At 71.6% G+C, this 20,775-nt stretch carries 18 protein-coding genes and 1 pseudogene; 4 read left to right on the plus strand and 15 right to left on the minus strand.

Annotated features, from left to right (window positions below; all coding sequences use genetic code 11):
* Positions 1-41: 41 nt before the first annotated feature.
* The 6 genes and pseudogenes from IE265_RS03330 to IE265_RS03355 all read right to left on the minus strand — a co-directional run.
* Positions 42-1,028 (minus strand): annotated as a pseudogene (locus IE265_RS03330) (MFS transporter); the annotation flags it as partial.
* Positions 1,003-1,953: a catechol 2,3-dioxygenase gene (locus tag IE265_RS03335; protein ID WP_190033792.1), complete on the minus strand. Its 951-nt coding sequence runs from the start codon at positions 1,951-1,953 to the stop codon at positions 1,003-1,005. The pseudogene IE265_RS03330 and the gene IE265_RS03335, both read right to left, overlap by 26 nt.
* A gap of 9 nt (positions 1,954-1,962) precedes the next feature.
* Positions 1,963-3,051 (minus strand): 4-oxalomesaconate tautomerase, encoded by a 1,089-nt coding sequence (locus tag IE265_RS03340; protein ID WP_190033793.1) that lies wholly within the window; start codon positions 3,049-3,051, stop codon positions 1,963-1,965.
* Positions 3,048-3,782, minus strand: coding sequence for a 4-carboxy-4-hydroxy-2-oxoadipate aldolase/oxaloacetate decarboxylase (locus tag IE265_RS03345; RefSeq protein ID WP_190033794.1), 735 nt, complete (start codon positions 3,780-3,782; stop codon positions 3,048-3,050). Before IE265_RS03345 ends, IE265_RS03340 begins: the two co-directional genes overlap by 4 nt.
* Entirely contained in the window at positions 3,779-4,528 is a 750-nt protein-coding gene (locus IE265_RS03350; protein ID WP_190033795.1) for a PIG-L deacetylase family protein, read from the minus strand. Before IE265_RS03350 ends, IE265_RS03345 begins: the two co-directional genes overlap by 4 nt.
* A 48-nt stretch (positions 4,529-4,576) precedes the next feature.
* Positions 4,577-5,227 carry a GntR family transcriptional regulator gene (locus IE265_RS03355; protein WP_190033796.1) on the minus strand — a complete coding sequence of 217 codons (651 nt, stop codon included), beginning with the start codon at positions 5,225-5,227 and terminating at the stop codon, positions 4,577-4,579.
* 166 nt (positions 5,228-5,393) lie between these two features.
* Between IE265_RS03355 and IE265_RS03360 the strand changes: the two genes are divergently transcribed.
* Positions 5,394-6,119 (plus strand): class I SAM-dependent methyltransferase, encoded by a 726-nt coding sequence (locus IE265_RS03360; RefSeq protein ID WP_190033797.1) that lies wholly within the window; start codon positions 5,394-5,396, stop codon positions 6,117-6,119.
* 210 nt (positions 6,120-6,329) lie between these two features.
* On the opposite strand, the gene IE265_RS03365 is transcribed toward IE265_RS03360, so the two are convergent.
* Together IE265_RS03365 and IE265_RS03370 are read right to left on the minus strand one after the other, a co-directional pair.
* Entirely contained in the window at positions 6,330-6,755 is a 426-nt protein-coding gene (locus tag IE265_RS03365) for an FMN-binding protein (RefSeq protein ID WP_190033798.1), read from the minus strand.
* 10 nt (positions 6,756-6,765) lie between these two features.
* Positions 6,766-8,106 (minus strand): ferredoxin reductase family protein, encoded by a 1,341-nt coding sequence (locus tag IE265_RS03370; RefSeq protein WP_229916003.1) that lies wholly within the window; start codon positions 8,104-8,106, stop codon positions 6,766-6,768.
* Between the two features lie 151 nt (positions 8,107-8,257).
* Here IE265_RS03370 and IE265_RS03375 point away from each other — a divergent pair, with 151 nt between their 5' ends.
* A complete protein-coding gene (locus tag IE265_RS03375) occupies positions 8,258-8,947 on the plus strand; it encodes a response regulator transcription factor (RefSeq protein ID WP_190033800.1) in 690 nt (229 codons plus the stop codon).
* Positions 8,944-10,404: a sensor histidine kinase gene (locus IE265_RS03380; RefSeq protein ID WP_229916004.1), complete on the plus strand. Its 1,461-nt coding sequence runs from the start codon at positions 8,944-8,946 to the stop codon at positions 10,402-10,404. The genes IE265_RS03375 and IE265_RS03380 overlap by 4 nt, the downstream gene beginning before the upstream one ends.
* Before the next feature lie 67 nt (positions 10,405-10,471).
* On the opposite strand, the gene IE265_RS03385 is transcribed toward IE265_RS03380, so the two are convergent.
* Positions 10,472-11,326 carry a LysR family transcriptional regulator gene (locus tag IE265_RS03385; protein ID WP_190033801.1) on the minus strand — a complete coding sequence of 285 codons (855 nt, stop codon included), beginning with the start codon at positions 11,324-11,326 and terminating at the stop codon, positions 10,472-10,474.
* Between the two features lie 68 nt (positions 11,327-11,394).
* Between IE265_RS03385 and IE265_RS03390 the strand changes: the two genes are divergently transcribed.
* Positions 11,395-12,312 (plus strand): EamA family transporter, encoded by a 918-nt coding sequence (locus IE265_RS03390; protein ID WP_373302899.1) that lies wholly within the window; start codon positions 11,395-11,397, stop codon positions 12,310-12,312.
* A 91-nt stretch (positions 12,313-12,403) separates the two neighbouring features.
* Here the strand turns inward: IE265_RS03390 and IE265_RS03395 are convergent, their stop codons facing one another.
* The 6 genes from IE265_RS03395 to IE265_RS03420 form a co-directional block, all read right to left on the minus strand.
* Entirely contained in the window at positions 12,404-13,921 is a 1,518-nt protein-coding gene (locus tag IE265_RS03395) for a family 43 glycosylhydrolase (protein ID WP_190033802.1), read from the minus strand.
* The gene (locus IE265_RS03400; protein ID WP_190033803.1) at positions 13,897-15,408 is read right to left on the minus strand and encodes a family 43 glycosylhydrolase; all 1,512 of its coding nucleotides are present in this window, start codon (positions 15,406-15,408) and stop codon (positions 13,897-13,899) included. The genes IE265_RS03395 and IE265_RS03400 overlap by 25 nt, the downstream gene beginning before the upstream one ends.
* Positions 15,409-15,871: 463 nt before the next feature.
* A complete protein-coding gene (gene yjfF, locus IE265_RS03405; protein WP_190033804.1) occupies positions 15,872-16,891 on the minus strand; it encodes a galactofuranose ABC transporter, permease protein YjfF in 1,020 nt (339 codons plus the stop codon).
* Positions 16,891-17,991, minus strand: coding sequence for an ABC transporter permease (locus tag IE265_RS03410; protein WP_190033805.1), 1,101 nt, complete (start codon positions 17,989-17,991; stop codon positions 16,891-16,893). The genes yjfF and IE265_RS03410 overlap by 1 nt, the downstream gene beginning before the upstream one ends.
* A complete protein-coding gene (locus tag IE265_RS03415; protein ID WP_190033806.1) occupies positions 17,988-19,526 on the minus strand; it encodes a sugar ABC transporter ATP-binding protein in 1,539 nt (512 codons plus the stop codon). The genes IE265_RS03410 and IE265_RS03415 overlap by 4 nt, the downstream gene beginning before the upstream one ends.
* Before the next feature lie 97 nt (positions 19,527-19,623).
* Complete coding sequence (locus IE265_RS03420; RefSeq protein ID WP_190033807.1) at positions 19,624-20,637, minus strand: ABC transporter substrate-binding protein; 1,014 nt, start codon at positions 20,635-20,637, stop codon at positions 19,624-19,626.
* Between the last annotated feature and the right edge of the window lie 138 nt (positions 20,638-20,775).

Consider the following 20,775-nt stretch of genomic DNA (forward strand, 5'->3'; position numbering starts at 1 on the left):
CCGCGCGGCCCGCGGGACCTGACGACCCGCGGGCCGCGCGGTCAGTGGGTGGTGAGGAGTTCCTGCGTCGTGCCGGCGCGCGGCGCCTGCCTGGCGCCGCGCAGGGCGGCGACGCCGATGAGGACCATGGACGACAGGCCCGCGATGGCGAAGGCGGTGAAGCCCCAGTCCCCGTTGCCGGAGGCGAGCAACTGGCCGCCCAGCCAAGGGCCGAAGACCGCGCCGAAGCGTCCCATTCCGGAGGTCCATCCGACGGCGGTGGCCCGGTTGTCGGGCGTGGAACGCAGCGAGACCGTCGCGTAGACCATGGTCTGCGCGCTGTTGAGGAACACCCCGGTGAGGAAGACGACCACGAAGGTCACCCCCAGCGGCATGTGGACGCTGAGCAGGAAGACCCCGGCTGCGGTCAGCGCGAACCAGAGCGAGGAGATGCGCGGGGCCCCGAAGCGGTCGGCGGCCCGCCCGGCGACCAGCATGCCCACGATGCCGCCGAGGTTGAAGACGACCACGAAGGTCAGGGCCGAGCCCAGTTCGTAGCCCTCGCTGCGCATCAGGGTGGGCAGCCAGGTGGCGACGCCGTAGACGAGCAGCAGGCCGCCGAAGGAGGCCAGCCAGTACAGCAGGGTCCGGGTCCACTCGCCGCCGCGGAACAGGTCGGCCAGTGCGTCCCGGCGGTCCGCCGGAGTCCTGCGGTCGGGTGCGGCGGGCAGTTCGACGGCGAAGCGGCCGGCCAGCGCGGTGGCCTCCTCGACGCGGCCCTTGGCGACCAGGAAGCCCAGCGACTCGGGCAGGAACTTGGCGAGCACCGGCACGAACAGCAGGGGGGCCACGCAGACCCAGAACGCGGCGCGCCAGCCGAAGGGCTCCACGACCCACAGGGCCACGTAGGCGGAGAGGATGCCGCCGGCGTGGTGGGCGGTCATGTCAACAATCTCAGGAACGACGAGGGCGGCAGCGGCCGGTGCACGCCGCGTGCCGCCCTCGATGTGGCGTGGGGAGCCGTCAGCCCACCGGCGGAGTGCCGTGGGTGTGGAAGGACTCGATGGTCTTCAGGCCCCAGGCCTGGCCCTTCTTCCGCTCGTCCTCGGTCCAGGTGACCAGCGGCCAGTCGGGGGCCAGCACGAGGCGCGTGAGCGGGTTGCACAGCTCGATCCGGTTGCCGCCCGGCTCGTAGACGTACAGGAAGAACGTCTGCTGGATGGCGTGCTTGTGCGGCCCCGTCTCGATGAACACACCGGTGTCGACGGCGAGGTCGGCGGCCCGCAGGATGTCGTCGCGCGTGTCGGTGGCGAACGCGATGTGGTGCAGTCGGCCGTTCGAGCCGGTCCAGTCCTCGGTGTAGACGATGTCGTACGACTTGCTGCTGAAGGTCAGCCACTGCGCGGCGATCCGCCCGCTGTCGAGCCGGATCTGCTCGGTCGGACGGGCGCCGAGCACCTCGTGCACGAAGCCGCCGCCGCTCGCCACGTCCGCGGCGAGGAAGTTGACGTGGTCCAGGCGGCGCACACCCACCCCGTGGGCCGGCTTGGCCTGCGGCTGGTTCTTCAGCCCCGGCCTCAGTTCCGGCGGGGCCTGGTACCACTCGCTCTCCCAGTAGAGGGCGATCTCGTGGCCGTCGGGATCGGTGGTGACGTACAGCGGGCCGATGCCCGGCTCGTCCTCGACCCACCGGCCCGCGCGGCCGGCGTTCTCGATCTCCTTCACCCGTCGGTGCAGCGCCTGTTCGCCGGAGGCGCGCAGGGCCGTGCGCCGGATGCCGGACGTCTCGTGGGCGGTGAGGGTCAGGCTGTGGTGCTCGTAGTCGTCCCAGGTCCGCAGGTGGACCGAGTCGCCGGAGCGGCCGTTCTCGGTGAGGCCCAGGTAGTCGGTGAAGAACCGGACGCTCGCGTCCAGGTCCGGGGTGAGCAGTTCGACGTGCCCGAGGTGGGCGATGTCGCCGAGCGGCGGGGCCATGGGGCCTCCTCAGGGGTGTTGTGCGGCTCCGGCCGGCCGGGGGAAGACCGTGCCGTCGAAGATCTTTCGTGCGGTGCGCACCACCGCGGTGCGTCGCGCGACCGGCGCGCCGCCCGGCGCGTCGTACGCCACGGCCGTCTCGATGTCGAGGTAGCCGCTGGGGTGTTCGATGCGCAGCCGGTCCCCGCGGGACGGGAGGCGCGCCACGCCCCGGCCGACGCCGCCCTCGATCCGCAGGCCGGCGCCGACGCTCGCGGCGCCCAGTACGCCGATCGACGTGTGGCAGCGGACCGGGATGAAGGTGCGGGTCGCCACGGCACCGTCGCCCGACGGCGGTGCCAGCAGGCTGAGTTTGGGCACCGTGGTGCCCGTGACGTCGCCCAGGCCCATCAGCTTCCCGGCCGCCAGCCGGATCTCCCGGAGCCGGTCCGCGAGGTTCTGGTCCTCCTCCAGCGCGGCCGGCGTCTCCCGGCCGGTGACGCCGAGGGAGGCCGCGGCGATCAGCACGGTCGGCATGCCGTTGTCCACGCAGGTCACCGGTACGTCGGCGACCAGGTCACGGGGGCGGCCGGTGGGCAGCAGCGGGGCGCCGCCCGGCGGGAACTCGATCAGCACCGGCGCGGCGGTCCCCGGCACACCGGAGATCCCGGTGGAGCCGCGGGAGTCGACGCGTCCGCCCGGGGTGGGGAAGGCGGCGACGGCCAGGTCGCCGGTGTTGAGCATCCTGATGCGGACGGACGTCCGGTCACCGCCGGCTCCGACGAGTCCCTGCTCGACGGCGAACGGGCCGACCCCCGCGAGCAGGTTCCCGCAGTTCTGACGGTCGCTCACCTCGTCGCTGTCCACGCCGACTTGGAGGAACAGGTAGTCGACGTCCGCCCCGGGGTCGCCGGCCGCGGACACCACGGCCACCTTGCTCGTCAGGGGGTGTCCGCCGCCCAGGCCGTCGATCTGGCACGGGTCGGGGCTGCCCATGATCCGCAGCAGCAGGTCGTCGCGCTCGGCGGGGGCGGCCGGCAGGTCCGAGGCCAGGAAGTAGGCGCCCTTGGAGGTGCCGCCCCGCATGAGCACGCAGGGCACCCCCTCGGCCCCGGTCACTCGCCCGCTCCGTGCGGGCCGCCGTCGCGCTCGTACTCGTACACGTACTCGTCGTACGACCGGTACCGCACACCCAGCCGTTCGAGTGTCCCGCGCAGCCCGTAGCGGTCGAGCCCCAACTCCCCCTCGGCGAAGGCCGCCCTGGATGCCTCCTCCTTCGCCGTGCGCGCCGCGGACGCCTCGACGGCCTCGCCGGAGCGCTCGCGCGGCACGACCAGCACGCCGTCGTCGTCGGCGAGGACCACGTCGCCCGGGCGGACGCGCTGCCCGCCCAGCACGACGGGGACGTTGACCGAACCGCCGGTCGCCTTCACCGTGCCCTGCGCGGACACGGCCGCCGCCCACACGGGGAAGCCCATCGCACGCAGTTCCTGCGTGTCGCGCACGCCCGCGCCGGTGACCAGGCCGCGCACCCCGCGGCGGCTCAGCGCGGTCGCGAACAGTTCGCCGAACATGCCGTCCGTGGACGGCGAGGTGGTGGTGACGACGAGGATGTCCCCCTCGCCGCACTGCTCGACCGCCGCGTGGATCATGAGGTTGTCGCCCGGCCAGCTCAGTACCGTGACCGCGGTGCCCGCGACCCGGGCGCCCCGCTGGATCGGGCGCAGCCCGGCGCCGAGGAGCCCGGTGCGGCCGAGTGCCTCGTGCACGGTGGCGACGCCGTACCCGGCCAGCGCGTCGACGTCCTTCGCGGGCGCCTTCGGCGGCCCGGTGACGATCAGGCCGCTCATGCCAGAACCGCCGTGACCTGCGGGTACGGGCGCATGTACGCCTCGGCGTACGTCGTGTGCGGCAGACCCAGGTTGGGGCCGGCGTTGCGCTTGAGCTGCACACCGCGCCGGACGGCCAGGTCGGTGTAGTAGTCCCAGAGGTGCCGTTGGGCCGCGAGGCACTCCATGGCCTTGCGCTTGGTCTCCCACACCTCGGAGATGTCGAGGAGCACCTCCGGACGGAATCCGCACATCTCGGGCTGGTGCGGCTCGAAGAAGAACACCGGCGGGGCCCCGATGACCTCGCCCTCGGCCGGATAGCCGACGGCCTGCGCGAGGACACGCGCGTCCAGGGCCATCCGGGCGGCGGCCGGATGGTCCCCGTTGTACGGGTCGTCGAGCGGGTGCGTGAGCACGACGTCCGGCCGTGTGTCGCGCAGCACGGCGACCAGACGGTCCGTCAGTTCCCTTGTGGCGGTGAGCGGGTAGTCGCCCGCGTCGAAGAAGACGACCTCGGCGCCCAGGGTGGCGGCGGCCTGCTCGGCCTCCCCCCTGCGCAGCGCCTTGATCTCCTCCAGCGACCTGCCCTCGCGCCACGCCTTCGCGGACTCGCCGCGCTCGCCGTAGGTCAGGCACGCGATGGTGACCTTCTCGCCGCGCGAGGCGGCGAGGGCAATCGCTCCCCCGGCCCGCCACACGAAGTCACCCGCGTGCGCGGTGACGACCAGGGTGGACCGTGGATCGGTGGGTGCCTTGCCGTGGGTCATTGCTGCAGTCTCCTTGGTGGACAGGCCGGTCGACCCACCCCGGCGACGTCACTCGCGCAACGCGTCGATCACGCCCGAGAGATGGGCGCGGACGGTCGCCTCGGCCGCCTGCGGGTCGCGGGCCCTGATCGCCTCGATCATGGCCAGATGCTCACTCAGGGACTTCTGCGGCCTTCCCGGCCGCAGCGCCAACTGGAAGCGGTGACGCACCAGTTGGCCGTTGAGCCGGTCCAGGAGTCCGTCGGCCACCTGCTGGCCGGAAAACTGCCTGATGGCGGCGTGCAGTTCGTGGTTGAGCTCGGAGTACGTCACCGGTTCGCCGTCGGCGACGGCCTTGGACATCGCCGTGCCCAGGTCCGCCAGCCGGGTCAACTGCTCCTCGTCGGCCTCGACGGCCGCCTTGGCGGCGCACAGCCCTTCGAGGACCATCCGGCATTCGGTGATGGCGACCGCTTCCTCCACGGTGACCACCCGGACCCGCGAACCGCGGTTGCGGATCCGCTCGACCAGCCCCTCCGACTCCAACTCGATCAGCGCCGCCCGGACACTGGCCCGCGTCACCCCGAACTGCTCGGCGAGTTCGTTCTCCACCAGCCGCTGGGCGGGTGCCATCTCGCCGCGCAGGATCGCCTGCCGCAGTTGCGCGAGCGCGTACTGCTTGGCCTGCTCCCCGGTGCTCGGACGGGCTTGCTCCGGCATGTGTGCCCTCCCTGAGTGAGTGCCTGTCGAACCTAAATCTAGACGAACAAGATTGTCAACAATTTTGTTCGGCATATGTCCCGCAGGATGCCGCCGCCTCGGAGGGCTTCGCGCGGACGCCGAACCCGGTGGCTCCGCGGGGCCGGTTCCGCGTACGTTCACCGGCATGGCTGACGAATGCTTCGGGCATCCGCGACTCGCCGCGATCCACGACGCGCTCGACCCCGACCGCCGCGACCTCGACGCCTACCTCCGGATGGCCGAGGAGTCCGGGGCGCGCCGGGTCCTGGACATAGGCTGCGGCACCGGGGTGTTCGCGCTCCTCCTGGCCGAGCGCGGGATCGACGTCGTGGGCGTCGATCCCGCCCGGGCGTCCGTGGACGTCGCCCGGGCCAAACCGGGCGGCGAGCGGGTGCGCTGGATCCGCGGTGACGCAACGGCCCTCCCGCCACTGCGGGTCGACCTCGCGACGATGACGGCGAACGTCGCCCAGCAGATCGTCGATCCGGGCAACTGGCAGAGCACGCTGCGGGGAGCCCGTGAAGCGCTGCGGCCGGGCGGGCGCCTGGCCTTCGAGACCCGTGATCCGGCCGGCCGCGCCTGGGAGCGGTGGACGCGGGAGGACTCCTGGCGGGTGACGGAGATCCCGGGCGTCGGCTCCGTCGAGAGCTGGGTCCGACTGGTGGATGTGACCGGGCCCCTGGTGGCCTTCCGCTGGACCTACGTCTTCGCGGCGGACGGACAGGTGCTGACGTCGGACTCGACGCTGCGCTTCCGGGAGCGCGAGGAGGTCGAGGCGGACCTGCTCGCGCAGGGGTACCGGGTGGAGGAGGTTCGCGACGCGCCGGACCGGCCGGGCAGGGAGTTCGTCTTCCTCGCACGACGCGTCTGATCCCGGAGGGCCGCGCGAACCGAACTCCGGTCGCGGACGTCTGAGTTCGCAGCCCTGGACACCCCCGGCACCCCTCCCCAGCCCGGTGCCGGCGACAAGAGGCGGCCACCGGCACCGGGCAGCGACACCGGGCGGAGGCGTCCGAGAAGGGCCGCGGGCTCTCGGACGGCGACCGGGAGCCCCCTGACGTGCCCGACGCGGCGCGTCCGGTCAGCCCCGCGCGTCGATGGCGGCCTGGAGGGACTCCGCGTATCCCTCGCTGGTGATCGTGGCGCCGGACACCGCGTCGATGTCGGCGCTCTGCGCGCGCAGGGTCTCCTCGATCAGCTTCGGCACGGCGTTCGTCGTCTGCGGGTGGTCGGGCTGCTTGAGCATCCGTACGGAGTCGATGGTGTCCCCGTCGAAGGTCACCTCCACCTGCACGGCGCCCTTCTCCGTGGCGACCGTCGACCCCTGGACGACCCGGGAGGCGTCGTCCGGGGAGGCCGGCGAGGACGCGCCGGAGGACGGGGACGGCGAGGGGGCGGGCAGCGCGGGGGCGGCCTCGGCGGTGGCCGCGGTGTCGGACGGCGCGTAGCGCCAGACGGGGATGAGCCCGGCGACGGTCAGCAGCAGTGCGGGCAGTGCTCGTTTCACGGTGTGGTCCTCATCCCGCCAGGCTGAATCGCTCGAAGTGGATCTGCTTCCTGGGCACGCCCAGCGCGCGCAGGGTGCGCAGGACGGCCGCCGTCATGCCGGGTGGTCCGCACACGAACACGTCCCGCTCGGCCACGTCCGGTACGAGACGGGCCAGTTCGGGCGGTGCGAGCCGGTCCGGGGTGGCGGGTCCGGTCACGAGGTGGAGCTCGATGTCCCTGGTCCGGGCCAGCTCCCGCAGTTCGTCGTGGAGGACGGCGTCCTCCACGCCCGCCACCCGGTGGATGAGCACGGCGTGGCCGTCCAGCTCCTCCAGCAGGGCCCGGATGGGCGTGATGCCGACACCGCCCGCGACGAGCAGGGTGCCCGGCCGGGTCCGGTGCAGGGTGGTGAACGCGCCGTAGGGTCCCTCGGCGAAGACGCGGGTGCCCACCTTCAGGTGCCGCAGGGCCGCGGTGCCGTCGCCGGCCGTCTTGGCGGTGAGCCGCAGCGTCCGGCCGTCGGGTGCCGCCGACAGGGAGAACGGGTTGGCCTGCCACCACCGGTCCCTGGTCAGGAACCGCCACAGGAAGAACTGGCCCGCGCGCGCGGGCAGCCGGTCCAGGTCCCGTCCGGTGATGTGGACGGACACGACGGTGTCGGACTCGGGCACGACGGCCGAGACACGCAGCCGGTGGCGCAGGTTCCGCCGCACCGGGAGGACGAGCCGGCCGACGGCGACCGAGGCCAGCGCGGCACCCCACAGGGTGTACCAGTAGGCGGTGGCCGCGGCCGACGCGGTGAAGGTGCTGCCCACGGCGACCTGGTGGGTGAAGGCCAGCACCACGGCGACGTACGTGTAGAGGTGGACGAAGTGCCAGGTCTCGTACGCGAGTCGGCGGCGGGCGAGGCGCGCCGACACCGTGCCGACGACGAGGATCAGGCCGAGGGCGACGATCGCGCGCAGTACGCCCTCGACCGTCCCGGCGAGGTCCACGAGCTGGTCCACCGGGTCCATGGCGGACAGTTCGGCGTAGCCGAAGGTGATGAACACGGCGTGCCCCAGGAGCGTCCACAGCAGGCCGAAGCCGGCCCGGCGGTGCCAGGAGGTGAGCCGGTCCATGCCGATGCGGCGGTCGAGCCAGGGCAGCCGGGCGACGAGGAGGAGCTGGAAGGCCATCAGGAGGGCGGCGTAGAGGCCGGTCAGCCGCCCGAGCAGGATCAGGGCGTTCGAGCCGAACCCCGCCTGGACGAAGAACACGGTCACGGCGCCCGCGTTCAGGCCCAGCACGCCGTACAGGCCGGCGCGGGCCACCACCGCGGGACGTAGCGCCGGAGGTGGCGGCGGGGCGGTCGTCTGGACAGTCGTCACGGACGGCAACTCCTTGATCGGGTCCTGGGACTCCGAGCCTGCCTGCGGTGAGCTGTCGTTTCCCTGTCGGACGACTTTCAAGTCCCTATCGATGTGGCATCGACGGGCCCGCGGCCGTGGCCCGCGGCGGCGCGTCGAGCAGTATGGGCACGTGGAGAAAGTACGACTTCTCGTCGTGGACGACGACCCGCCCATCGCCGACCTGGTGGCGACGGTCGCCCGCTACGAGGGCTGGGAGGCGGTCACCGCCCATTCCGGCGAGGAGGCGCTGCACCGCGCCGCGGAGTTCCATCCGGACATCGTGGTGCTCGATCTGATGCTGCCGGGCCTGGACGGGTTCGCGGTGCTGGACCGGCTGAGGCGGTCGGGGACGATGGTGCCGGTGGTGTTCCTCACCGCCCGGGACGGTGTCGCGGACCGGGTCGCGGGGCTCACCCGGGGCGGCGACGACTACCTGGTCAAGCCGTTCGCGGTGGAGGAGCTGATGGCCCGCTTGCGGACCGTGCTGCGCCGCAGCGCGGGGCCGGGGTTCCAGCGGTCGGTGCTGCGGGTCGCGGATCTGACGATGGACGAGGACACGCGTGAGGTGCGCCGCGCCGACCGCCCCCTGACGCTCACCCCGACCGAGTACGAGGTGCTCCGCTATCTGATGCGCAAGTCGCCGACCGTGCTGACCAAGGCCCAGATACTCGACCATGTCTGGGAGTACGGCTTCGGGGGCCGCTCCAACGTGGTGGAGCTGGTGGTCAGCCGACTGCGGCGCAAGCTCGACGACACGGGCGAGCCCCTGATCCACACCGTGCGGGGAGTCGGGTACGTGGTGCGGCGGGTCGCCGGGTGAGCGGCGGCCTCCGCGCGGCCTACCGCAGACTGCGGCTGGGGACCCGGCTCGCCCTCGGCATGGGCGTCCTCTCGCTGGCCGTGTTCGCCGTCGTCGGCACGGCTCTGTCGACGTACATGCGCGACTACCTGGAACGCCAGCTCGACGACCAGATGAAGCTCGTGCAGCTCACCCAGTCCAAGGACGCGCAGGCGCACGGCACGGTGGAACGGCGCCCCTACTACGGCTGGTACACGGCCGTGTACGAGGTCTCCGGCGGCAAGGCGTCGTTGCGCAGGCCCAGTGACGTGCCAGCCGACTCCGGTCAGCTCGCCGCCGTCGCCGTGGCGCAGGCGCGGGCCGGTTCGCGGGAGGTCCGGCACACCGCGCGCATCCGGGACGAGGGCGCGTACCGGCTGCGGGCCTGCGAGGTCGAGCCGGGAGTGGTGCTGGTGACCGCGGCTCCGCTGGAGGAGGTCGAGGACACGATGGACCAGCTCGCCACGGTCCAGGTCGTGGCGTTCGCCCTGGCGCTGGTGGGGCTCGTGGTCCTGGGGCGCGCGGTACTGCGGCGGGGCCTGAAGCCGCTGAGCGACATGGCGCGCACCGCCCGCGGCATCACCTCGCACGACTTCACGGACTCGGCACGGCTGCCGGTCCGGGCGGACCGCGGCAACGGGGGCCCGGAGGTCGAGGAGCTGCGGACCGCCTTCAACACCATGCTGGAGCACATCGACGACTCGCTGGCCGTCCGTACCCGGGCCGAGCAGCGGTTGCGCCGGTTCGTGGCGGACGCCTCGCACGAGCTGCGGACGCCTCTCATGTCCGTACGCGGATACGCGGACCTGTTCCAGTACGCGGCGGCCAACGAGCCCGGGGAGCGGGAGCGGCATCTGGCGCGGCTGCGTGCCGAGGCGGCCAGGATGGGGGTGCTCCTGGACGACCTGCTGCTGCTCGCGCGGCTGGACGCCGCCGAGGTGGAGGCGCCGCTGCGGCCGGAGGACACGGACCTGGCGGAGCTGGTGCGGCAGGCGGCGGACGCGTTCCGCGCGGGCCACCCGGAGCATCCGCTGTCCGTGGCGACGGCGCCCGGCCCGGTCCCGCTGCGCCTGGACGCCCTGCGCGTCAGGCAGGTCCTGGACAATCTGCTCACCAACGCGGCCGTGCACACCCCGGCCGGTACGGAGGTGTCGGTCGGGGTGTCCGTGGCGGCCGGCGAGGCCGTGGTGCGGGTGTGCGACACGGGTCCCGGCATAGCGGCCGAGGACCAGGTGCGGGTCTTCGACCGGTTCTACCGGGTGGACAAGGCCCGCAGCCGCGACCGGGGCGGCAGCGGCCTCGGGCTCGCCGTCGCCCTGTCACTGGTGCGGGCGCACGGGGGCACCGTCGACCTGGCGAGCCGTCCGGGCTCGACGGTGTTCACCCTGCGGATTCCGCTGGTCCGTACGGGAGACGCCGTCCCGGCCGACAGCAGCTGAACGGCCCGTCCGTCCGGCCCGTGCGGGGCCTGCGGCACCGTCCGGCCGCTGCGGGCAAGGCCCCGGGTCAGCCGGTCCGGTAGAGGGTGGTGAGCAGTTCGATGGCCTGCTGCACGGCGGGGTGGGGTTCGTCCCGCCACCAGGCGAGGCGCACCGCGATCGGCTCGGCGTCGCGGACCGGCCGGTAGACGATGCCGGGGCGCGGGTACTGGTGCGCGGTCGACTCGGCCGTCATTCCCACGCAGCGGCCCGTGGAGATCTCCGTGAGCCATTCGTCCACGTCCTGGGTGTCCCTGGTGGCCGGACGGGAGCCGGCGGGCCACAGGTCCGTCGTGGTGGTGCCGGTCCGCCGGTCCACCAGCAGCGTGCGCCCGCCGATGTCCGCGAGCCGTACGGACCGGCGGCGGGCCAGGGGGTCGTCCGAGGCCATGGCGCACAGCCGCCGTTCCAGCCCCACGATGGCGGAGTCGAAACGGCTCTCGTCCAACGGCCGCCGGACGACGGCGAGTTCGCCGGCGCCCTCGGCGAGTCCCGCGGTCGCGGAGTTGACGCGGACGAGGTGCAGTTCCGTGCCGGGGTGCGCTTCGGCCCAGCCGCGCTGGAAGGCCAGGGTGTGCCGGCCGAGCGCGGACCAGGCGTAGCCGACGCGCAGCACCGCGTGCCCCGTGGTGGCCTCACGGACCAGTTCGGCCACCTCCGCGAGCACCCGCCGGGCGTGCGCCAGCACGCGCAGTCCCGCCGGGGTCGGCGCCACCTCGCGCGAGGTCCGCCGCAACAGCCGTGTCCCCAGGGCGCGTTCGAGGGAGGCCAGGGTGCGGGACACGGCCGCCTGGGAGACACCGAGCGCGATGGCGGCATCGGTGAAGGTGCCCTCGTCGACGATCGCGACCAGGCAGCGCAACTGCCGCAGTTCCACATCCATGACTCCAGCGTATGGGTGCGCCGGTGGATGCATTTTGCGCATGGTGCGGCGCGGCCCAGCATCGGGCCATGCCCGAAGCCCTCGCCCGTACCGCGGACGCCTCGCACCGGCCGCCCCCGGCCCCGTCCGGCCCGGGGCCGGCCCTCGTGCCGGCCCGCCCGTGGCCCGCCGCCGTGCTCACCATGACCGCGAGCAGCCTGTCCAACCAGACCGGCGCCGCGATCGGCGCCCTGGCCTTCCCGGTCCTGGGTCCCCCCGGGGTCGTCGCGGTGCGCCAGTACGTCGCCGCGCTCGTGCTGTGCGCGGTGGGCAGGCCGCGGCTGCGCGCCTTCACCGCCCGCCAGTGGTGGCCCGTCCTGCTGCTGGCGGTGGTGTTCGCGACGATGAACCTGTCCCTCTACACGGCGGTGGACCGTATCGGCCTCGGGCTGGCGGTGACCCTGGAGTTCCTCGGGCCGCTGGGCATCGCGCTGGCCGCCTCGCGGCGCGGCAAGGACGCGTGCTGCGCCCTGCTGGCGGCCGCCGGCGTGCTCACCCTGACCCGGCCCCAGCCCTCCGCCGACTTCGTCGGGATGGGCCTCGGGCTGCTGGCCGCCGCGTGCTGGGCCGCGTACATCCTGCTGAACCGTACGGTCGGACGGCGGGTCCCCGGTGCGCAGGGGCCGGCGGCCGCCGCCCTGGTGTCGGCCCTGGTGTTCCTGCCGGTCGGCGTGGCCGTGGCGGTGCGTCACCCTCCGACGGCGGGGGCCGCGGGGTGTGCCGTCGCGGCGGGGGTGCTCTCGTCCGCGGTGCCGCTCCTCGCGGATCTGAGGACCCTGCGCAGGGTGTCCGCACCGGTGTTCGGGCTGTTCATGAGCGTCAATCCGGTGCTGGCCGGCCTGGTGGGCTGGATCGTCCTCGGTCAGGGACTGGGCTGGGCGGAGTGTGCCGGCATCGGCGCGATCGTCGCGGCCAACGCGATCGTGATCGGCGCGCCGGACCGGTAGCCGCCGCGCCGAACGGCCGGGCCGGTGGTGCACCGGCCCGGCCGTTCGGCGCACCACCGGCCGGGTCCGCGGCGGACCCGGCCGGTGCGCTTCACTCGGCGTAGAACGTGGCGTCCGCCTTCGCCGCCGCCGTGTCGGCGGGCTGCGTGTACAGCAGGTAGTCGTAGTGCCGGACGAACCGGCCGGGGAAGTTGTACGACTCGAAGGAGACGCCGGCCGAGCTGTCGGCCAGGCCCGCCCGCCGGTGGAAGGTCGCGTCGTTCTTGAAGGTCGTGGTCCCGTCGTTCTTCTCCACCCACACCTCGTTGTTCCTGTGGCGCAGGTAGTACCCGGGGAAGTTGGCCGACTCCAGGGAGACGGTCCCGCTGCCGGCCAGTCCGGTCACCACGCGGAACTGCGAGTCGGCCAGGTTCGTGACGTTCGCCTCCAGCCTGCCCCGGTACTCCCAGTGCCGGATGAACCGGTCGGGGAAGTTGTACGAGGAGAAGCGGACGGGGGTGGCGCCGTCGGCGACCGGGATGCCGAAGTTGGGGGTGCCGTCGGCGTTCCAGTACAGCTTCTGGAAGCGCGTGCGGCGGTTGGGGTCGTTGAGCGGATCGCCGCTGATGTCCTTGTAGTTGCGGTCGTGGTAGACGAGGACGTCGGACTTCCCGTCCTCGGACACCGTGAAGGTGTTGTGGCCCGGGCCGTACTGCCCGGTGGCGGCGTTGCTGGTGAACACCGGGTTGGGCGTCTTGGTCCAGGAGGAGGCGCTCATCAGGTTCGCCGAGGCCGAGGCGGTCAGCAGGCCGAGGCAGTAGTTGCTGTCGGTGGCGCTGGCCGAGAAGGTCATGAAGACCTTGCCGCCCCGCTGGATCACCGCGGGCCCCTCGTTGACCGTGTGGCCGATCTTCTCCCAGGCGTTGGTGGGCCGGGAGATCATGACCGGACTGCCGCTGATCGTCCAGGGGTTGGACATCCTGGCCAGGTAGATGTTGGTGCCGTCGCCGACCGCCGGGTCGTTCTGCGCCCAGCTCAGAAAGCGGGTGCCGCCGACGGTGAAGGTGGTCGCGTCCAGGGAGAAGGTGTCCAGCGGCAGGGCGATCCGGCCCTTCTCGGTCCAGCTCCCGGTAAGCGGGTTGGCCGCGCTGCTCTCCAGGACGTAGGGCCGGATCTTCCAGATGTCGTTGGAGGCGCCTGCCGCGAAGTGGACGTACCACTTGCCGTCGATGAAGTGGATCTCCGGCGCCCAGATGTGGGCGCCCATCTCACCGCTGGAGTGCTTCGTCCAGATGGTCGTCTCGGACGCCGTGGACAGCCCCTGGAGGGTGGTGGCCCGGCGCATCACGATCCTGTCGTACGCGGGCACGGTGGCGGTGAAGTAGTAGTAGCCGTCGCTGTGTCTGAGGATGTGCGGGTCGGCGCGCTGCGCGGCGACCGGGTTGGTGTAGGTGACGGCGGGCGAGGCGGGGGCCGCGGCCCCGGCGATGCCGGAGGTCAGGGCGGCCAGGGTGACGAGCAGGGCGGTGACGATCCGTGCGGCGGTGCGCTTCACTGATGTCCTCTCGATCACGTCGGGTGTCGTTCTCGCGTCGCGCGCGGCGGTCACGTCGTGGGCCTCAACTGCCATTGCTGGCAGGTGTTCCCGAGCCAGGTCCACTGGCGGACGTCGGTGCCGTCCGCGGTGCCGCAGCCGGCCACGTCCGCGACCTTGCCGGTGGCCTGGTTGACGACGCGCACGTGGTCGCCGGTCGCGGTGTGCACGAGGCGGAACCTCTGGCAGTTGTTGTTCAGCCACGACCACTGGCGCAGGTCGGCGCCGTCCGCCGTGGAGCAGTCGGCGGTGTCCATCACCTTGCCGGTCGCCACGTTGACCAGCCTGCTGGTGTCGTCACCGAGGTCCTCGACGCGCCACTTCTGGTTGGCGCCGCCGGTGCAGGTCCACTGGAGGATGTCGGTGCCGTCCGCGGTGGCGCCGCCCGCGACGTCCAGGCACTTGCCGCTGTTGCGGTTCACGAGGGTGTACGCCGTCGGGGTCGCGGCCGTCTCCCCGGCGGGTCCCGGCAGGGTGGTGCCGAGTGCCACCGGAGTGCCCAGGTTCGGTGTGCCGTCCGCGTTCCAGGTGAACTTCTGGGCGCGCGTGGTCCGGCCGTTGCCGCAGCCTCCGGAGGCGCTGGTGTTGCCGTGGTAGACGATCCAGTTCTCGGTGCCGTCCGGTGAGGTGAAGAACCCGTTGTGGCCCGGTCCGTGGACGCCGGCCGCGTCGTCGCGCTGGAAGACGGGCGTCTGCGTCTTGGTCCAGGAGGAGGCCAGCAGCGGGTTGGCGCCGGTCAGTTCGAGCCGCCCCAGTTTGTAGTCCGCGGTCTGGCATGAGCTGGCGGAGTAGGTGAGGAAGGTCCTGCCGTTGCGGTACAGGGGTTCGGGGCCCTCGTTGACCGGGCGGCCCTGCGTCTCCCAGCTCAGGGTGGGGCTGGAGATGACGCTGAACGTCGAACCGGCCAGCGTGTACGGGTTGCTGAGCGGGGCGATGACCAGGCTCTGCGTGCTGCCGTTCACGAAGCCGCTGCCGAGGAGGTAGAGGCTGTTGCCGTGTTTGAGCACGCTGGCGTCGATCAGCCAGCCGCCGGGGCTCAGATTGGCGCCCGTGAGCCGGCTCTTGAAGGTGTAGGGGCCCATGGGGTCGGTGCCCGCGCTCTCCAGCACGTAGGTGCGCTGGGAGTCGCAGCAGGCGACCCCGCTCTGCCCGGCCGAGTAGTACAGGTACCAGCGGCCGTCGAGGAAGTGCAGTTCCGGCGCCCAGAAGTTGGTGTCGCGGGTGGCGGTGGTGTCGCTCCAGACCTGGACGCTCGGGGCGGTGGACAGTCCCGCGAGCGTCGGCGACTTCCGCATGGTCAGCACGCCGGTGAAGGAGGTGGTGACCAGGTGGTAGTTGCCGTTGTGGTACTCGATCCAGGGGTCGGCGCCCTTCACCGACTTGACGGGGTTCGTGTACGGGCGGCCCTCCGCGGCGGCTGCCGGCTGCGCGAGCACCGGCACGAGCGTCACGAGCAGCGCTGCCACGAGAGTGAACCACTGACGGGTGCGGAACACGGCAGGTCCTTCCGACGAACGTGTCATAGTTCGAGATATCGGACAGCGTGCGTAACTTCGACCAGAAGATAGGTACGCATGAGGCGCGAGTCAACGCTTCCGACACGGTCGGTTCCGATCGGCCTCCTGGGGCGCGAACGACTGACGGCCCCTGAACCTGCGCCCGTTGCCGCCGCCCGACACGTCGGACACCGTCCCGGGACCGGTCGGCGCCCCGCCCGTACCGCCGCACACCGGCGGGGCACGCGGCAGCAGGGCGACACGGGAAGCGCAACAAGCACCACAGGACGTCAGAACGGCAGGCGCGACGGCACGGCGGCGCGGGAAGGGCAACGAGCACCGCAGCGCGGCGAGCACGACCGGCACGGCAGCCGACGGACACGGCAACGCCACGGCACCGACCACGCGGCGCCCGGGGCAATCCCTCCCGGACACCGCGTCCGACACGCGGGACGGGGTCGGCCGCGCGGCCGCGCCCGTCCCGCCGGGGTCAGGTCCGGCGGCTCGTCATGGCGCGCTGGACCAGGATGAACACGCACAGCAGGACACCCGTGGCGATCTTCGTCCACCACGAACTGAGCGTTCCCTCGAACTGGATGATGCTCTTGATCAGGCCGAGGACCAGGACCCCGAACAGGGTGCCCAGCACATAGCCGGACCCGCCCGTGAGCAGGGTGCCGCCGATCACGACCGCAGCGATCGCGTCGAGTTCCATCCCCGTGGCGTGCAACGGGTCGCCGGACTGGATGTAGAGCGTGAACAGCAGCCCCGCGAGCGCCGAGCAGAACCCGCTCACCGTGTACACGGCGATCTTCGTGCCGCCCTGCGGAAGCCCCATCAGCAGGGCCGACTGCTCGTTGCCCCCGATGGCGTACACCCTCCGTCCGAAGCGCGTGAAGTGCAGCACGTAGATCGCGACGGCCAGCACGACGAGCGCGACGACGGCGCCGATCGACAGGAACGCCCCGCCCAGGGACACCTGCGTCTGGGCCATGCTGCTCACGGACGCGTCGCCGATGGAGATCGACTCCTTGCTGATGACCAGGCACAGGCCCCGGAAGAGGAAGAGGCCGGCGAGCGTCACGATGAAGGGCTGGATCTCGAAGTTGTGGATCACGTATCCCATCAGGAACCCGCCGAACGCGCCCACGGCCAGCGCCATGGGGATCACCACCACGATCGGCAGTCCCTGACGCTCCACCAGCCACGCCGTGAACATGGTCGTGAAGCCGATGACGGAGCCGACCGACAGGTCGATGCCGCCGGACAGGATCACGAAGGTCGCGCCGACGGCGGCCACCAGGAGGTAGCCGTTGTCGATGAACAGGTTCATGAAGACCTGCGGTTCGGCGAAGCCGTAGTTCTGGTAGCGGCTCAGACCGACCACGTACATCACGAGGAACAGTCCGGCGGTCACCAGGACGGGCAGCCGCCGGTCCCCCAGCAGCCGCGCGGTCCTGCCCGGCGTGCGTGCCTCGGGTGTCGTGGGGCTCTGGGTGGTCGTGCTCATCACGACACCTCCATCCTGGGAGCGGCCTCGGGCGCGGGGGCGGCGTCGGCCGGGGACGTGTCCGGCGTGCCGCCGCCCTTCGCGCCGGAGCGCCGGGCACCGAAGACCTTGGCGCGGAACTTCGGGGACTGGAGCAGGCAGACCACGATGACGACGGCCGCCTTGAAGACGAGGTTGGTCTGGGTCGGAACGCCGATCGTGTAGATCGTCGTGGTGAGTGTCTGGATGACGAGGGCGCCGACGACCGTGCCGCCGACGGAGAAGCGTCCGCCGAGCAGCGAGGTGCCGCCGATCACCACGGCGAGGATCGCGTCGAGTTCGATCCACAGGCCCGCGTTGTTGCCGTCGGCGGCCGAGGTGTTGGAGCTGATCATCAGGCCGGCGATGCCCGCGCACAGCGCGCAGAAGACATAGACCATGATCTTGATGCGGCGGGACCTGATGCCGACGAGCCGGCTGGCCTCGGCGTTGCCGCCGACCGACTCGACGAGCAGGCCGAGGGCCGTACGGCGGGTCAGCGCCACGGTGACGGCCACGACGGCGGCCACCACGAAGATGGAGAACGGCAGGGTCAGCCAGTAACCCCCGCCGATCAGCTTGTAGGGCTCGCTGTTGACGGTGATGATCTGCCCGTCGGTGATGAGCTGGGCGACGCCCCGGCCGGCGACCATGATGATCAGCGTGGCGATGATCGGCTGGATGCCCATCCGCGCGACCAGGAAGCCGTTCCACAGACCGCAGACGGCCGCCGCCGCCAGGCCGAGCGCCATGGCGAGCAGCACTCCGGACAGGGCGCCCTGGTCGGTCTGGTCGCTCAGGTACGAGCAGGCCAGCGCGCCGGTGATCGCGACGACCGCGCCGACGGAGAGGTCGATGCCGCCGGTGGCGATGACCAGGGTCATGCCGACCGCGACCAGGATCAGCGGTGAGCCGAACAGCACGATCGAGACGAGGCTGCCGTAGAGGTGGCCGTCCGTCATCCTGATCGAGAAGAAGTCGGGCGTGAAGGGGACGTTGACGAGCAGCAGGAGGACCAGCACGGCGACCGGCCAGAACAGGTGGTGGTGCGTCAGTGCTCGCCATCGGGGCGTGGTGGTCACTGGTCTTCTCCGCTCGCGATGGTCTCCAGGATGCGGCCGGTGGTGATGTCGGGCCCGTTGGCGATCCGGGCCACCAGGCGGCGGTCGCGCAGCACCCCGACGGTGTGGCTGAGCCGGAGCACCTCCTCCAGCTCGGCCGCGATGTAGAGCACCGACATGCCGTCCTCGGAGAGCGAGACCACGAGCTTCTGGATCTCGGCCTTGGCGCCGACGTCGATCCCGCGGGTGGGTTCGTCGAGGATCAGCAGCTTCGGCCGGGTGATGAGCCAGCGGGCGAGCAGCACCTTCTGCTGGTTGCCGCCGCTGAGCCGGCCGACCCTGGCCTCGGGGTCGGCGGGCCTGATGTCCAGTGCCGTGATGTACCGGGTGACGAGTTCGTCGCGCTGGGCGGCCGGGATGGGCCGGGTCCAGCCGCGCGCTGCCTGCAGCGCGAGGATGATGTTCTCGCGCACCGTCAGTTCGGGGACCAGGCCCTCGGTCCTGCGGTTCTCCGAGCAGAACGCGACCCCGGCCGCGATGGCGTCGTTCGGGGCGTGCATCGGGATGCGGCTGCCGTCGATGGTGACGGTTCCGCTGTCCGGCTGGTCCGCGCCGAAGAGCAGGCGGGCGAGTTCGGTGCGGCCGGAGCCCAGCAGGCCCGCCAGGCCGACGACTTCGCCCTTCTTGATCTCCAGGTCGAAGGGGGCCACGGCACCGGTCCTGCCGAGGCCGCTCGCCCGCAGGAAGGGCTCGCCGACATCGGCGTGCAGTTGCTGGTCGTGCAGCTCCTCCAGCTGTCCGAGGGCCTTGCCGATCATCAGTTGAACCAGTCCGACCTGGTCGAGTTCGCCGACCGGGTGCTCCCCCACGTGCGCGCCGTTGCGCAGGACGGTCATCCGGTCGCAGATCTCGTAGACCTGGTCGAGGAAGTGCGTCACGAACAGGATCGCGACACCCTCGTCCCTCAACCGCCGCATCAGGCGGAAGAGTTCGAGGACCTCGTCGCGGTCGAGGCTGGACGTGGGCTCGTCGAGGACCAGGACCTTGGTGCCCGATCCCTCGCCGTCGCTGTCCCCGGTGCCCACCGCCCGTACGATCGCGACCAGTTGCTGCACGGCCAGCGGGTACGCGGACAGGGGCGCGGTGACGTCGATGTCGAGTCCGAGCCGGTCGACCAGTTCCGCCGCCTCGCGCCGCAGCTGCTTCCACCGGATGCGGCCCCACCGGGTGGGCTCGCGTCCGATGAAGATGTTCTCGGCCACGGAGAGGTTCGGGCAGAGGTTGACCTCCTGGTAGACCGTGCTGATGCCGGCGTGCTGCGCGTGCAGCGGGCTGCCGAACCGCACGGACTCCCCGTCGAGGGTGATCGTGCCTCCGTCCAGGGAGTAGACCCCGGTCAGGACCTTGATCAGGGTGGACTTCCCGGCGCCGTTCTCGCCCATGAGGGCGTGGATCTCACCGGGGAAGAGCCGGAAGTCGACGCCGGACAGAGCCCGTACCCCCGGAAACTCCTTGACTATGCCCGTCATCTCCAGGACGGGCTGCGGCTCTGCCATGGCAGCGCTCCTCATGAAATGGGTTCAGGCCTGCGGGGAGCCTCCCTGGCCGGGGCGTGCCCGGCCGGCGGAGGCTCCCCGTAGGGGGTGCGGTCCGTCAGTACTTGCGGTCCGGGAGCGCGGCCTTGGCCTCGTCCTGCATGAAGTCGCCCTCCTCGGTCTTGATCCGGCGCTCGACCGTCTCGCCGTCGTTGACCTTCTTCACGAGGTCCATCAACTGCGGGCCGAGCAGCGGGTTGCACTCGACGATCGCGTTGATCTTGCCCTCGGACATCGCGACGAAGCCGTCCTTCACGCCGTCGACCGAGACGATGAGGATGTCCTTGCCGGGCTTCTTTCCGGCGGCCTCGATGGACTGGATGGCACCGAGGGCCATGTCGTCGTTGTGCGCGTAGAGCACGTTGATGTCCGGGTTGGACTGCAGGAAGGCGGCCATGACCTGCTTGCCGCCGGCCCGTGTGAAGTCGCCGGTCTGGCTGACGACGACCTTCCAGTCGTCCTTGTGCTCGGCGTCCATGACCTCCTTGAAGCCCTTGGCCCGCTCGATGGCGGGAGCCGCACCGGTGGTGCCCTCCAACTGTGCGATCTTCACCGCGCCCTTGTGCCCGGCCTTGGCGAGGACCTTCTCCAGCATCCGGGCCGCGCGGCGGCCCTCGTCGGTGAAGTCGGAGCCGATGAAGCTGACGTACAGGGAGTCGTCGGACGTCTCGATGGAGCGGTCGGTGAGGATGACCGGGATCTTCGCGGTCTTGGCCTCCTTGAGCACCGCGTCCCAGCCCGTGACGACGACCGGCGAGAACGCGATGACGTTCACCTTCTGCGCGATGTAGCTGCGGATCGCCGAGATCTGGTTCTCCTGCTTCTGCTGCGCGTCGGAGAACTTGAGGGTGTAACCGGCCTCCTTGGCCGCCGCCTTGACCGACTTGGTGTTGGCGGTGCGCCAGCCGCTCTCCGAGCCGACCTGCGCGAAGCCGAGAGTGATCTTCTTGCCGCCTCCGCCGCTGCCGGAGTCGGAGCCGGAGGAGCTGTCGTCCTCCTTCGCACAGGCCGCCAGGCCGCTCGCAGCCGCCACGCCGACCGCCGCAGTGAGGAAGCCTCGTCTGTTGAGCATGTTTCTTCTCCTTTGAAGAGCCGGCCCTGGCGGACCTGCTGGTACTCGATGGCACGTGCTGGGACGGCCTGCGCCGCGTCCAGCCTGTCGATCATTGTTCGAAATACCGGCCACGCATCTGTCCGGCCCGGCCGGCGG

It is taken from the genome of Streptomyces fructofermentans, assembly GCF_014651055.1.
Taxonomy (GTDB): domain Bacteria; phylum Actinomycetota; class Actinomycetes; order Streptomycetales; family Streptomycetaceae; genus Streptomyces; species Streptomyces fructofermentans.

Excerpts from the sequence above, each read along its gene's own strand:
- IE265_RS03335 (WP_190033792.1), bottom strand. The coding sequence starts at position 1,953 with ATGGCCCCGCCGCTCGGCGACATCGCCCACCTCGGGCACGTCGAACTG.
- IE265_RS03345 (WP_190033794.1), bottom strand. The coding sequence starts at position 3,782 with ATGAGCGGCCTGATCGTCACCGGGCCGCCGAAGGCGCCCGCGAAGGAC.
- IE265_RS03350 (WP_190033795.1), bottom strand. The coding sequence starts at position 4,528 with ATGACCCACGGCAAGGCACCCACCGATCCACGGTCCACCCTGGTCGTC.
- IE265_RS03355 (WP_190033796.1), bottom strand. The coding sequence starts at position 5,227 with ATGCCGGAGCAAGCCCGTCCGAGCACCGGGGAGCAGGCCAAGCAGTAC.
- IE265_RS03360 (WP_190033797.1), top strand. The coding sequence starts at position 5,394 with ATGGCTGACGAATGCTTCGGGCATCCGCGACTCGCCGCGATCCACGAC.
- IE265_RS03385 (WP_190033801.1), bottom strand. The coding sequence starts at position 11,326 with ATGGATGTGGAACTGCGGCAGTTGCGCTGCCTGGTCGCGATCGTCGAC.
- IE265_RS03390 (WP_373302899.1), top strand. The coding sequence starts at position 11,395 with ATGCCCGAAGCCCTCGCCCGTACCGCGGACGCCTCGCACCGGCCGCCC.
- IE265_RS03395 (WP_190033802.1), bottom strand. The coding sequence starts at position 13,921 with ATGGCAGTTGAGGCCCACGACGTGACCGCCGCGCGCGACGCGAGAACG.
- IE265_RS03400 (WP_190033803.1), bottom strand. The coding sequence starts at position 15,408 with ATGACACGTTCGTCGGAAGGACCTGCCGTGTTCCGCACCCGTCAGTGG.
- yjfF (WP_190033804.1), bottom strand. The coding sequence starts at position 16,891 with ATGAGCACGACCACCCAGAGCCCCACGACACCCGAGGCACGCACGCCG.
- IE265_RS03415 (WP_190033806.1), bottom strand. The coding sequence starts at position 19,526 with ATGGCAGAGCCGCAGCCCGTCCTGGAGATGACGGGCATAGTCAAGGAG.
- IE265_RS03420 (WP_190033807.1), bottom strand. The coding sequence starts at position 20,637 with ATGCTCAACAGACGAGGCTTCCTCACTGCGGCGGTCGGCGTGGCGGCT.